Raw genomic sequence first — 12,627 nt, forward strand, 5'->3', positions numbered from 1 at the left:
TATCAATAATTTAGCTAAGTTTGGTAGATGAAACAATCCATAATCCGATATTTAGTTATTGCGGTGTGCCTCCTCGGTAGTGTATTTCCTTCTTTTGCACAAGAAAAAAGGACCCAGTTCAACCACGTCGCGCTCTCCGTTTTTGATCTGCAGAAAAGTGCTTCATTTTATCAGCATGTGCTGCAGCTCGATACCATACCCGAACCATTTAAGATTGGTAAACACAAATGGTTCGAAATTGGCCCGGGTCTGTCGCTCCACCTCGTCAACGATGCAACTGAAATTACGGAACACCGAAGGAATACGCACATTTGTTTCAGCGTGACGTCCATAGACGATATCATTGCCCGGCTTAATAAATTCGGTGTGGTCTACTATAATGTGCAGGAAGAGCCCGGAAAGGTCGGCACACGGGTAGATGGCGTAAAGCAGCTCTATATTCAAGACCCCGATGGGTATTGGATCGAGATCAATAACGAGCGAATGGAATGGTAAAAATTGCAACTCGTTGCAACTATATGTAACTTCGCGGACAAATAATTGTATATGCAGCATAGGCAGTGGCGGGGGAATCCCGAAAAGCGCGAAACCAACCAACAGGTATATGGTATCCGCGCCGTTATGGAAGCTATCGACGGCGGAAAGGAAATCGAGTCGCTTTTTATACAACGGGGTTTGTCGGGACCGCTGTTCCAAGAGCTGAAACAGCTACTACGGCAATATGATATCAGTTACCAACAGGTGCCGGTAGAAAAGCTCAACCGGATGACAGGCAAAAACCACCAAGGTGTAATTGCCGTTATCTCACCCATTACCTACCAGCGGGTGGAAGACGTGGTGCCCGTCCTATATGAAAGGGGTGAAGTACCCCTGTTACTGATCCTCGACAGTATTACCGACGTGCGTAACCTGGGTGCTATTGCGAGAACAGCCGAGTGTGTGGGCGCACACGCGCTCATCGTACCCAAAAAGGGCTCAGCTGAAATCAACCCCGACGCCATCAAAACGTCTGCTGGTGCATTGTTCAAAATCAGCGTTTGCCGCGAAGACAATTTATCGCATACGGTGCGGTTTCTGCAGGAATCGGGTATTCAAGTGGTAGCCTGTACCGAAAAGGCCCAAGATAACATCTATGGGCTGGATTATTCCGGTCCGATTGCTTTTATCTTAGGTTCGGAAGAACGAGGGATTGCTGACGAACTGGTACGCATGGCCGATCAGTTGGCGCGTATTCCCATGGCAGGTACGATCGCATCGCTCAACGTTTCCGTGTCTGGCGGTGTCGTGCTTTATGAAGCGCTTCGGCAGCGCTTAGCAGCCGTTAAATAGTGGCAATCGGCGGAAGGGCATTACGAGGATTTTCCGTCGGTTTCCTTCACCGCTGCTGACGCCTTTTTCCGTTTTTTTGCTGGCTGCCTTCTCCGGCCATAAGTACCATTTACAATTTTACCACGTTTGGTTTTCTTATCTCCTTTTCCCATGTTGATTACATTAGTTGTCAAATCATGACGAAATCGAGTCACCCAAAAATTAAAAACGAATATAGCAAATACGATAGTGAAAACCGAAAATGTAGTGTCTATTTTGGTCAAGGGAGCGCTCATCTGTATTAACCAATAGTTAATACAGGTTGTGATTGCGTTGCTAATCAATATATTGAAATCACAATCTAATGTTTTACTACAAGTGGTTGCCCTGCATCCGAGAGGTACTCTTGCAAGCAATGCGTGAAGCACACGAGTAAACCGGGTTGAATTAGAAATGCAGTAATTAAGGTTTATCTTAGCACACGATGGAAAAACAATACAGGCTTGACGGTGTGTCGGTTCGGGTAGCGCTTGTGGAAGGTCTGGTGCGTATTGTTAATGATCTGCCGTTCAAACAGGCTGTGATTGATCAGCCCGACGGAATTACAACGGCACTCGTTACGGAAATCAAGGCCGATTATGATGCCGTCTTCGGCAAACGCCTCGCTATACGTGATGATTCCTTCGTCGTGGAAATATTGGGTCATCTTTATTTTGACTACTTATTGCTGAGATATAGGAGGATACTTAAGTTTATCTGTGCGTTTGGTTTATATGATAGATTTTGTCGCTCCTGTAAGGTAATTGATTGTGGTGAGCGAGGCAAGGACCCCAATCGGTGGATATGGGATAGACTCGTACCATTTCGGAAAATCTTAGCCAGACGATTGGGCAATGTCCGATTATCCCGGTTCACGGAAGGCTAGCCCCGACTTTTCCATGCCGTAATCCCCGCGTGCTCCGGTGCGCGGCGTGCAGGTGCGCTTGAGGAGTAAAATAAACCCGGTTTTGGCTTCTTGGATGCCTCACATACCGGGCAGACCGGACAATTAGATTAAGCCACTTCCCGCATATCCACAGCAACGACGCGAGAAATGCCCTGTTCAACCATGGTAACCCCATAGATGATATCGGTGCTGGCTATCGTACGCTTATTGTGCGACACGATAATAAATTGTGAGTGGTCTGAGAACTTGCGGATAATATGATTGAATTTGTCGATGTTGGTGTCATCCAAAGGGGCATCAACTTCGTCGAAAATACAGAACGGCGCAGGCTTGAGGAGGTATAAAGCAAATAACAACGCCGTTGACGTCAGCGTTTTTTCACCTCCGGATAGCTGATTGATAGACAGCGGACGCTTCCCTTTGGGGCGCGCCATGATATCGATATCGGATTCCAACGGGTTCTCAGGATTGGTAAGGATAAGGTCGCACGTGTCTTCCTCGTTGAATAGCGAGCGGAACACCGTGATGAAGTTTTCACGCACTCGCGTAAAGGAGGTCATGAATTTCTCACGTGCGGTATCGTCGATTTCCTGGATGGTCTCCAATAACGAATTCTTCGCGTCTAGCAGATCCTGTTTCTCCTTGATGATGAACGTGTAGCGCTCGTTCATCTCTTGGTATGCTTCCATCGCCATCGGATTGATGCTGCCGAAGTCGTCCAACTGCCGCCGCAGCTTGTCGGTTTTTTGACGTAATGTGTCCTCGTCATCCTGTTGTGCCATGTCTACATCGACATCGTCTCCCGTAGGCGGTGTGAGGTCATTGATGTCGACGGAAAACTCGACAGCCAACCGTTCTTTCAATGCGTTGAGATCGAGTTTCAAGGTTGTTTTCTTATCGCGGAGTTCGTCAAACAGGAAGTCGACCTGCTCTTTCTGCCGGCGTAACAGTGTAACCTGTTCCTCCGTTTCATTGATTTTACCACGAGCGGCGTAATAGTCTTCTTCTACCTCCTGTAGACCTTTTTCATAGGCTTCCTTCTGGGCATACATCGCTACGAGGTCCTCATCCGAATTATCGACATGCTGTAGCGTGTCTTTGATAGCAGCCTGTACCTGTTTGTATTCCGCTTCATTTTTGGTAATCCGGCTTTCGTAGGTGTCCTGTAGGCTTTCTCGGTATTCCAGGTCTTTCGTGATGCCTGCTACGGCATTTTGCTGCTGGTGGAAACGGATGTTCTCTTGGTTGAATGCCGACGATTTATCGGTCAGCAGGTCAGCAAGTTCCTGGTAGGCAATCTGCATTTCTTGCAGTGCCACACCGCTATTTACTTTCGCTGCACTCAGCGCCTCGAGCCGTGGCTCCGCCGTGCGGAGGTCGGCCGCAATGCCCGCCATCTTCTGCTCGATATCCTGTTTGCGGTTCCGGCTGTTGGTAATAAAAGCTTCGTATTGCTCTTGCTTGGTTTTTACCGATACCAGTTCGCCATTCAATCGGTTGAGCTGGCGGCCCAACTCCTCGATATCGGCTTTCTTGGAACTACTCCTTAATATAGCTAGCCGCTGGGTAGCTTCATCCAGCGCCGCCTGTTGCTTGGTAATTTGCTGGCCCAGCGATTTGATGTCTTTGGCCAAGTTCTCTAGGTTTTTTGCACGGCCAATGCGTTTGCCTTCGAATAGGCCTACGGAACCGCCCGACATGCCTAAGCGGTTTTTGCTAAATTTGCCACTTTTATGCAGCACAACCACCCGGTCACCAGGTAGCTCACTATCCAACGCCCGCTCATCTTCGGTATTGAGCACGTATACATTGTGCAGTAATATACGGCAAAGGGGCAGGTATCGTTCCTCCACGCTGATGATATCCAATGCGGGGATAAGTTGCTGCTCATCTGCCCGCGTTGCCAACGCGACATCGTCGACCCGTTCAATGGCATCGAGTACGAAGAAATTGGCCCTGCCGCGTGCCGCATCGCTAAGTAACCGGATGGCTTGGACCGCTTCATCGGGCCGTTGTACCACATAGTGGTTCATATAGGGCTCCAGGTAATTCTCAATGGCAACACGATATTCCTCTTGGCAGAAGAGGATATCTGAAAACAGTGGGTACTGGCTTTTCCAGCCTGCATTTTTACGTAAGAAACGTATCGACTCGGGGAAACCCTCCAAGTTATCTACCAACGATTTCGTGAGGTTGTATTCATTCTGTTTGGCGTCAAGCTGTCTGTTGTCACGCATCAGCTCCTCATTGAGCAACTGGATAGCGGCTTCCGTGCCGTCCACTTGTTCCTGAAGAACCTTTTCAGCCTCGGTTGCAGCGTCGTAGGCCTGTTGTACCGCTTCCGTCTGTCCTTCAAGGTCGGCAACTAACGTATTGAACTGGTCAAGTTCAGCGGCTTTGGACTCCACATCGCTTACATTGCGCAAACTTTCCTGTTCAAGCGCATCGTGTTGGATACGCAGTACGGCAATTTCTTTTTCCAACTTATAGATTTCGTTCTGCTCGTCGCTATGCTGCCTTGTTGCGCCATCGAGCTTTTGTTTGGCCGCATGTTGTTGTCCACGCAATTCATCTACGTCGGCCCGATGCTGTTCCAGTGTGGCTGTTACGACATCGAGCTTATGTTGCGCTTCCAGGTGTTCCTCGTTGAGGCGCTTGATGTTGTACAACACGTGGTTAAGCTGTTGCCGGTCTTGCGTAAGCTCGCCATTGATGCGTGTTTCCTTATCCTGCAGGTTCCGGAGCTGCTCATTTTTGACCTTTTTATCGCTTTCGTATGCCCTTATCTTACCTACGTATTCGTTGGTGGCGCGCTGCTGAGCAGCCAGGTTCTTCTCTTTAACCAGGCTCTCTTGTTTAAGCTGCTGGACGAGTGCTTCCAATTTAGCAATTTCGGTGCTGATGCGCGTCTGCTCGGTACGGTGGTTGAGTTCTTGGGCGTCAAGCGTAGTCAGCGACGCATTGAAATGGCTAATGCGGTAGGTGGCCAGTGCGATACTGAGCGTTTTGTATTGTTCCTTCAACCGGTAATATCGTTCGGCTTTCTTGGCTTGGTTCTCCAGCGTCTTGAGGTTTTTTTCAATTTCAAACAGCAGGTCGTCCACCCGCTCCAGGTCGTTCTCGGTATCCCTTAGCTTATTTAGTGTTTGTTTTTTGCGTACTTTATACTTAGAAATACCTGATGCTTCCTCAAAAAGCAACCGGCGTGAGTTTTCCTTATTGTTGATGATTTCGTCAATCATCTTTAATTCGATGATCGAATAGGTGTCGGCTCCAATGCCCGTGTCTAGGAATAGATCAGTAATATCCTTTAGACGGCACTTCACGTCGTTGAGTCGGTATTCACTTTCGCCGCTGCGGTAAAGTTTCCGGGTGATGGTCACTTGGGAGAACTCAGTGGGTAGGATGTTCTTCGTGTTGTCGAACGAAAGCGATACTTCGGCCAGATTGGCTGCTTTCCGGCTTTTCGTTCCGTTGAAGATGATATTCTCCATTTTCTCCGAGCGTAATACACGTGTGCTTTGCTCGCCCAATACCCATCGGATAGCGTCTACTACGTTGGATTTTCCGCAACCATTTGGCCCAACGATAGCGGTAACACCTTCATTGAAATGAATGGTGATCTTGTCGCCAAAACTTTTAAAACCCTTTATTTCGAGTTTAGTGAGTTGCATCTACGCCAACGGTTCCTTTTGTTCTTCCTGTGCGAATTTAAGAAATTGGTTTGATTTTTTTGCCTAACGATAGCCAACTCCGAGCACCTCATTCAGATCGTCGTAATTTTACGTATACACGACGCGGAAATCGGGTGCATTTCGGTGCAGGCAGGAAGGTACAGGATACTTCCGCGGGATATTTTGCGTTCTTTAGTAGGCGATAGATGTATTTATAAACCACTCGATGATTAAACAGATTTTACCGGTGGAACAGCGGCCGGCCCATTTTCTATCTTTAATAATCGCACCGCGACGGTTGCCGACAACGGTCTGTGTTGTTCTTGTACAGCTTCTGGCCTTTGCCGCATATGCACAGCCAGAGGCGCCTGTGAGCGAACCTGCGGACATATGGTGGGGCTGGGAATTTGTAGGACGGATGCATCCCATGCTGGTACATTTTCCGGTATCGCTTTTACTGATTGCTGCTGTGATGGAGTTGTTAACCTTCCGTCGCTTCCAGTCGCAACTGCGCACCGGTATCAATTGGCTCGTTTTCATCGGGAGTTCAAGTGCTGTCATCGCTGCGTTATGTGGCTGGTTGCTTGCTTGGACCGGCGAATATGGGGGCGACACATTCTATGCCCATCAATGGTCCGGGACGGCCACTGCGGTGCTTGGTGCGTTGGCCGGATTACTACTTTGGGCGGTGGTTCGTAAAAAGCGACTAGCCTTTATTAAGGCATACCAAATTACCTTGCTTCTTTCATCCGTGGGTGTATTCCTTGCCGGCCACTATGGTGGGTCCCTTACCCACGGTCAAGACTACCTGCTGGGTGTTACACCCTGGGGGGGTGAAGACGAACGGATGGCGGCAGCCTTGGGGGGCGCGCCAACTACTGTAGCATGGCAATCGTTCGCGCAGCTCGACACCTTGGACGAACAGCAAGAAGCCCAGTTGAACATGGCCGTCCGCACGGTGCTGGCCCATCGCTGTTTCCAATGCCATAGTAGTGATAAAACGGAAGGGAAATTACGTCTCGACCAACGGGAGTTTGTATTTCAAGGTGGCGAATCAGGGCCCTCCATTCTGCCAGGAGATGTAGACAACAGTGAACTCGTTCGACGCATTACGCTGCCGGCGGGGCATAAGGAGGCCATGCCTGGAAAAGGCAAGCCGCTGGATGATAACGAAGTAAATCTGATCAAGGTTTGGGTAGCGAAGGGCGCACCATGGCCAGAGCATGTTAAAGGGATTTTCCCCGTTGCGCCGCTGGAACCTCGGCGCCCCGAATTACCGAAATTAACGAAAGGGTTGGAAAATCCCATTGACCGATGGGTCAATGATTATTTCGAAGGCAATCAACTGACATGGCCCGATCTGGTAGATGACCGGATATTTCTCCGACGCATTTACGTTGATTTGATTGGTTTGCTACCTACACCGCAGCAACTACGCGATTTCGAAGAAGACACGCGGCCCGATAAACGGGCACAGGTCGCTGCTGAATTATTAGGCCGCAACGATGACTATGCGATGCATTGGACCACTTTTTGGAATGATTTGCTTCGCAACGATTATACGGGGCCAGGCTATATCACCAACGGCCGCTTCAATATTTCCGACTGGTTATACCGGGCGCTCGTGGACAACAAGCCTTACGACCAGTTCGTGAAGGAGCTGCTGAATCCCGATGAATCGTCAAAAGGCTTTATCAAAGGTATCGCGTGGCGGGGGGCTGTTAACAGTAGCCAAACTACCGCAATGCAGGCCGCCCAGAACGTGTCACAGGCGCTGCTGGGTGTGAATTTGAAATGTGCCTCTTGCCATGATAGCTTTGTGAGCGACTGGAAACTTGATGACGCGTATGCCTTTGCTAACATCTTCTCCGAAAATCAGCTCGAAATAGCTCGTTGCGATATCCCCACCGGACAAATGGCCGATACGAGGCTACTTTGGCCCGAACTGGGAAGCATTACAAAAAACGGATCGGTCGAAGAGAAGTCGCGCGAACTTGCGCAGTTGCTTACACAGCCGGAAAATGGACGCCTCTATCGCACGTTGGTAAACCGGATATGGGCGCAGCTGATGGGACGCGGCATCGTGGCACCCACCGACGAAATGGACAATGAGCCCTGGAGCAGAGATCTCCTGGATTGGCTGGCGGTAAATTTTGTGGATAACGCATATGATGTGAAGCATTTGCTTTATCTGATCACCACGTCAAAGACCTACCAGCTTCCGTCGGTAGCCATTGCCGATCCGGCGACGATCAACAAAGCTGATTTTGTGTTTACGGGAGTGTTGAAAAGAAAGCTTACCGCCGAGCAATATGCCGATGCCATCAGCATGATCGTCCATCCGTTGTATCCCACGACATCCCTGAAGTATAATCCCGAAGGCGATGAAGCATCGTACAAGGAATCCCACCCGTTTGTACGTGCGGCATTGGTGCAAAACGACCCGTTTCTGACCGCACTTGGCCGCCCTAGCCGCGAGAATATCATTAGCGTGCGCGATGGGCAGGCTACACTGCTGCAGGCGATGGAATTGACCAATGGCGCCCTATTGAATGAGACGCTGATAGCAGGTGCGCAGGAGTGGATGGCAACCCACCGGGACGAGGACGGACTTATCACCGCAGTGTTCACGCAAAGCCTTGGGCGCCTGCCATCGGAGGATGAACGGCACGTATCGCGTGAAATCCTGGGCGAGCAGATGGATACGACCAGTGTGCAAGACTTGTTATGGTCAGTGGTGTTGTTACCTGAATTTCAATTTATCGAATAATATAGTTATGAACCGATATTACAACAGGCGAAATTTCTTGAAAACGGCGACTGCCGGTACCTTGGGTGCATTGGCTGCCGGTGCGCCGCTCGCGGGATTCTTGAATTCGTGCTCCGGAAAGCAGGCGAGTGCAGACGCAGTCATCTTGCTATGGATGGCCGGCGGCATGGCCCACACAGACACGTTCGACCCCAAGGCCTATACACCGTTTGAGAAAGGTTTAGATTCCAACCGGGTATTGAGCACTTTTCCGTCCATTCCAACGGCATTGGATGGCATCTCTTTTTCGGAGGGTCTGGAATCTATGGCCTCGCTGATGGATAGGGGTACACTTATCCGTTCTTATGTGGCCGGCGACCTTGGGCATATCCTGCATTCGCGGCACCAGTACCACTGGCATACCTGCTATGAGCCCCCACAAACGGTGTCTGCCCCACATATCGGTGCGTGGATAGCGCAGGAGCTTGGCCCTAAAAACCCAGTAGTCCCGCCGTTCATTAATATCGGTCAACGGATGACGGTGGGAGAGGCCGAAGAACTCAAGGCTTTCCATACGGCCGGTTTCCTTGGCAGTGAATACGGGCCTTTCATGATTCCTGACCCTTCCGCTGGCCTCGATGCCGTAAAGCCACCCGCAGGGATGTCATTTAGCCGGTTTGAACGGCGCAACCAACTGTATACCGAACTGCTCGACCAAAACGCAATTGGCGACCTAGGGAGTGACTATCAAAAAGAATCATTCAAAAGATCGATGGAACAGGCGTATATGCTGCTCAAATCGCCCGAGGCCAAGGCATTCGATTTGCGGGAGGAACCGGAGGAACAGTACGCTGTATACAACACCGGCAAATTCGGATTGGGATGTTTGATGGCCCGCAGGCTTATTGAACAAGGTGCGCGATTTATCAGTGTAACTAGCGAATATGAGCCATTTATGGGGTGGGACACCCACGAAAATGGCCATGTACGCGTAGGGGATATGAAGAAGCTCATCGATGCACCCGTAGCCCAGCTTATCAAAGATCTGGATCGTACTGGACATCTTGACCGTACACTGGTTATCGTCGCCAGCGAATTCAGCCGCGACATGGTCATGGAAGGACGCCCTGGCGCCGAAGTGTTACACCAGGTAGACCAACCCGATGTGATCAATGACATCCGCAATTATGGCATGCACCGTCATTTTACCGATGGATGCTCCATATTGATGTTTGGTGGAGGAATTAAAAAAGGATCGGTATTTGGAAAAACGGCGGATGAAAGGCCTTGCAAGACCATCGAGAACCCCATCCGGATTGAACAGATCCACCAGTCGGTTTATCATGCGTTGGGTATCGACCAACAAAAGCACGCGATGGTGGAGGGTCGGCCGTTTTATACTACCCCCGATGGTGTGCACCTGCCGGAGATGGCATTGTTTACTTAACAGAAACCGGGAAAAAAATAATACATCTAATACAATACATTGCAATACATGTACGTTATTAGATTAAAGTAAGATTGTCTTTTCATAATTTAGGTTTATAATTGGTTAGTTTTAAAGCCCCGTTCCGCCAGGATTAGGGGCTTTTCTTTATTACGTTTTTTTTGTGTACCCCGTTTAGGCATAAGGATTGCTGCAGACTTAAAAACACTAAGTGGATGAAGACCATTAACTTTGCTGTCGTATCGTTGTTTATCGCGGCTCTATATGTGTGGGGTTGTACAAAAGATACTGCGCCGGAGGTGTATCCGGTAGCAGAAGACGTAATCTTGAAAGACGTGGCCTACGGGGATCACGAGCAACAGCGGATGGATGTTTATCTTCCTGCAGGTAGATCGCAAGTGGCAACGAAGATTGTCGTTTTTATCCATGGCGGCGGTTGGATGGCTGGCGATAAAGATGACCTTCAGTTTACGGATGAAAATTTACAGACGCTGAAAGCGCATTTTCCCGACTTTGCGTTGGTGAATCTGAATTATCGGCTCGTGAATGGCGACGAAAACCGATATCCAGCGGCGGAGAATGACGTGAAGCAAGCGATGAATTACCTGTATCGCCGATTGGAACCGTACCAATTGTCGTCAGACACGTACCTGGCTGGGGGTAGTGCCGGGGCACACCTCGCTGCGCTTCATACCCTGAAGCACAACAGTAACGGCAATATCAAGGGCTGTATAGCGATTGCCGGCGTTTACAATATGCAATCGCTTTATGAGTACGGAAATACGGAAGCCAAATTGATTGTCGCTGCATTTATGGGCGGTACCCCAGCCAATCAAACCGATCGATACGAGCAGGCGTCACCGGTAACCTTCGTCACCCCATCCAGTCCGAAATTTCTCTTATTGCACGGCACGGAAGACACCTTGGTGCCGGTATCACAAGTTTACGAATTACGGGATGTACTTAGCGAAAACGATGTTGAACACACCGTATTTACCTATTCCGGGGGACATGGCATCCCTCCAGAACACTTGGTTGCAGCTTTTGAACACATCGATGCTTTCTTGCAATAGTCCCGCACCGATGCGCACGGATTACGTCAGTTTATTAAACCAATCGATGTACGCATTAACCGCTTGGCGGAGGAACGCTTTTGTTTCTTCGCTTTTCAGATTATCGTCCTCATCGAATGCATCTTTCATATCCGGGAGATAAACCTCCGGCTGCTGCATAGCGGGTACGTTGAGAAACACCAGGCATTGCCGGAGGTGGTGGTTTGCTCCGAATGCGGAAAGGTTCCCCGGCGAATTGCTGAATATAGCGGCGGGCTTCCCATCCCACGTATTTTTACCATACGGCCGTGACCCGACGTCCAATGCATTTTTCAGCGCGCCCGGTATGGAACGGTTATATTCAGGGGTGACGAAAATCACGCCATCGACAGCCCTAATCGCATTACGGAATACGGTATACGATTCCGGCGCGCGGTCTTCGTCATCGAAATCTTGGTTATAAATCGGTAAGTCATCAATCGGTATGGTCTTGAACGCAAATCCGGAGGGGGCCATGGCAGTAATGGATTTGGCGAGTTTCTTCGAAAATGACGCTTTGCGTAGGCTACCTACGATAATTCCTATGGTGTTGCTCATCGGGTTCATATTTTCTTGTCAAACAATTATGGTTTCCTCAGTTAGCGAACAATCGGCACCGCCGATTGTTTACCCTTGTAAAATCAAAGCTATGAGAGCCATCTGGACTGGTGCTATCGGCTTCGGCCTGGTGAATATACCCATAAAAATATACAGTGCCACGCAGGAAAACCGGCCTGACTTCGACCTGCTGGAACGAAAGTCGCTGGACCGCGTGCGGTACAAACGGGTGAACGAACGCACGGGAAAAGAAGTCGATTGGGACGACATCGTTAAAGGCCATTACCTTAAAGATAGGTACATTGTAGTCGAAGATGCCGATTTCGAAGAGGCAAGCCCTGAGAAGACGAAGATCATCAACCTGCAGTCGTTCGTCAACGAATCGGCTATCGATAGTATCTATTTTGAAACACCTTATTACCTGAGCCCGCAAAAAGGGGGCGAGAAAGCCTATTCACTGCTGTATCGTGCATTGGCCAAAACGAAGAAGGCCGCACTTTCCACCTTTGTGATGCGCAGTACGGAGAGCCTGGCCGTGATACGGCCTCATGATAAATTGCTACTGCTCAACCGACTCCGATTCCAAGAGGAAATCCGGCCCGCATCCGATGCTGGCATTACGCTATTATCAGTTTCGAAAGCCGAAATGGACATGGCGGTAAAGCTGATCAAGCAGCATACCGGCGATTTCAATGTGGAGGAATACCGCGATGAATACAGCAAGGAACTGATGAAGCTCATCCGGGCAAAAGCTAAGGGCAAACGGCCCACGGTGAGGAAACTTAAAACGAAGCCCAAGGGTTCGGCCGATCTGCTGGAGCAATTGAAAGCAAGCCTTGCATAAACCAGAAAAC

The 12,627-nt window shown here is 49.6% G+C and carries 10 protein-coding genes; 6 read left to right on the plus strand and 4 right to left on the minus strand.

What is annotated here, in order from left to right:
• Positions 1 to 27 precede the first annotated feature (27 nt).
• A complete protein-coding gene (locus VNQ80_RS02620; RefSeq protein WP_325635891.1) occupies positions 28 to 495 on the plus strand; it encodes a VOC family protein in 468 nt (155 codons plus the stop codon).
• A gap of 51 nt (positions 496 to 546) precedes the next feature.
• Positions 547 to 1,329 (plus strand): 23S rRNA (guanosine(2251)-2'-O)-methyltransferase RlmB, encoded by a 783-nt coding sequence (gene rlmB, locus VNQ80_RS02625; RefSeq protein WP_325635892.1) that lies wholly within the window; start codon positions 547 to 549, stop codon positions 1,327 to 1,329.
• 20 nt (positions 1,330 to 1,349) lie between these two features.
• On the opposite strand, the gene VNQ80_RS02630 is transcribed toward rlmB, so the two are convergent.
• The 3 genes from VNQ80_RS02630 to smc form a co-directional block, all read right to left on the minus strand.
• Positions 1,350 to 1,481: a 30S ribosomal protein THX gene (locus tag VNQ80_RS02630; protein ID WP_325635893.1), complete on the minus strand. Its 132-nt coding sequence runs from the start codon at positions 1,479 to 1,481 to the stop codon at positions 1,350 to 1,352.
• 296 nt (positions 1,482 to 1,777) lie between these two features.
• Positions 1,778 to 2,014: a hypothetical protein gene (locus VNQ80_RS02635; RefSeq protein ID WP_325635894.1), complete on the minus strand. Its 237-nt coding sequence runs from the start codon at positions 2,012 to 2,014 to the stop codon at positions 1,778 to 1,780.
• A 347-nt stretch (positions 2,015 to 2,361) separates the two neighbouring features.
• Positions 2,362 to 5,928, minus strand: coding sequence for a chromosome segregation protein SMC (gene smc / locus VNQ80_RS02640; RefSeq protein ID WP_325635895.1), 3,567 nt, complete (start codon positions 5,926 to 5,928; stop codon positions 2,362 to 2,364).
• A gap of 226 nt (positions 5,929 to 6,154) precedes the next feature.
• On the opposite strand from smc, the gene VNQ80_RS02645 reads away from it, so the two are divergent.
• The 3 genes from VNQ80_RS02645 to VNQ80_RS02655 all read left to right on the plus strand — a co-directional run bounded on the left by VNQ80_RS02645 (position 6,155) and on the right by VNQ80_RS02655 (position 11,197).
• On the plus strand, positions 6,155 to 8,698 hold the full coding sequence (locus VNQ80_RS02645) for a PSD1 and planctomycete cytochrome C domain-containing protein (RefSeq protein WP_325635896.1): 2,544 nt from the start codon (positions 6,155 to 6,157) through the stop codon (positions 8,696 to 8,698).
• A gap of 7 nt (positions 8,699 to 8,705) precedes the next feature.
• Positions 8,706 to 10,124 (plus strand): DUF1501 domain-containing protein, encoded by a 1,419-nt coding sequence (locus VNQ80_RS02650; protein WP_325635897.1) that lies wholly within the window; start codon positions 8,706 to 8,708, stop codon positions 10,122 to 10,124.
• A 215-nt stretch (positions 10,125 to 10,339) separates the two neighbouring features.
• Positions 10,340 to 11,197 carry an alpha/beta hydrolase gene (locus VNQ80_RS02655; RefSeq protein ID WP_325635898.1) on the plus strand — a complete coding sequence of 286 codons (858 nt, stop codon included), beginning with the start codon at positions 10,340 to 10,342 and terminating at the stop codon, positions 11,195 to 11,197.
• 21 nt (positions 11,198 to 11,218) lie between these two features.
• On the opposite strand, the gene VNQ80_RS02660 is transcribed toward VNQ80_RS02655, so the two are convergent.
• Positions 11,219 to 11,773: an NADPH-dependent FMN reductase gene (locus tag VNQ80_RS02660; protein WP_325635899.1), complete on the minus strand. Its 555-nt coding sequence runs from the start codon at positions 11,771 to 11,773 to the stop codon at positions 11,219 to 11,221.
• 91 nt (positions 11,774 to 11,864) lie between these two features.
• Here VNQ80_RS02660 and VNQ80_RS02665 point away from each other — a divergent pair, with 91 nt between their 5' ends.
• Positions 11,865 to 12,617, plus strand: coding sequence for a Ku protein (locus VNQ80_RS02665; protein ID WP_325635900.1), 753 nt, complete (start codon positions 11,865 to 11,867; stop codon positions 12,615 to 12,617).
• The last annotated feature ends 10 nt before the right edge of the window (positions 12,618 to 12,627 follow it).

It is taken from the genome of Parapedobacter sp., assembly GCF_035556095.1.
Taxonomy (GTDB): domain Bacteria; phylum Bacteroidota; class Bacteroidia; order Sphingobacteriales; family Sphingobacteriaceae; genus Parapedobacter.

Bases quoted from the DNA above. Each gene is read 5' to 3' on its own strand.
- VNQ80_RS02635 (WP_325635894.1), bottom strand. From the start codon at position 2,014: ATGACCCAATATTTCCACGACGAAGGAATCATCACGTATAGCGAGGCG.
- VNQ80_RS02660 (WP_325635899.1), bottom strand. From the start codon at position 11,773: ATGAGCAACACCATAGGAATTATCGTAGGTAGCCTACGCAAAGCGTCA.
- VNQ80_RS02645 (WP_325635896.1), top strand. From the start codon at position 6,155: ATGATTAAACAGATTTTACCGGTGGAACAGCGGCCGGCCCATTTTCTA.
- smc (WP_325635895.1), bottom strand. From the start codon at position 5,928: ATGCAACTCACTAAACTCGAAATAAAGGGTTTTAAAAGTTTTGGCGAC.
- VNQ80_RS02620 (WP_325635891.1), top strand. From the start codon at position 28: ATGAAACAATCCATAATCCGATATTTAGTTATTGCGGTGTGCCTCCTC.
- VNQ80_RS02630 (WP_325635893.1), bottom strand. From the start codon at position 1,481: ATGGGAAAAGGAGATAAGAAAACCAAACGTGGTAAAATTGTAAATGGT.
- rlmB (WP_325635892.1), top strand. From the start codon at position 547: ATGCAGCATAGGCAGTGGCGGGGGAATCCCGAAAAGCGCGAAACCAAC.
- VNQ80_RS02665 (WP_325635900.1), top strand. From the start codon at position 11,865: ATGAGAGCCATCTGGACTGGTGCTATCGGCTTCGGCCTGGTGAATATA.
- VNQ80_RS02650 (WP_325635897.1), top strand. From the start codon at position 8,706: ATGAACCGATATTACAACAGGCGAAATTTCTTGAAAACGGCGACTGCC.
- VNQ80_RS02655 (WP_325635898.1), top strand. From the start codon at position 10,340: ATGAAGACCATTAACTTTGCTGTCGTATCGTTGTTTATCGCGGCTCTA.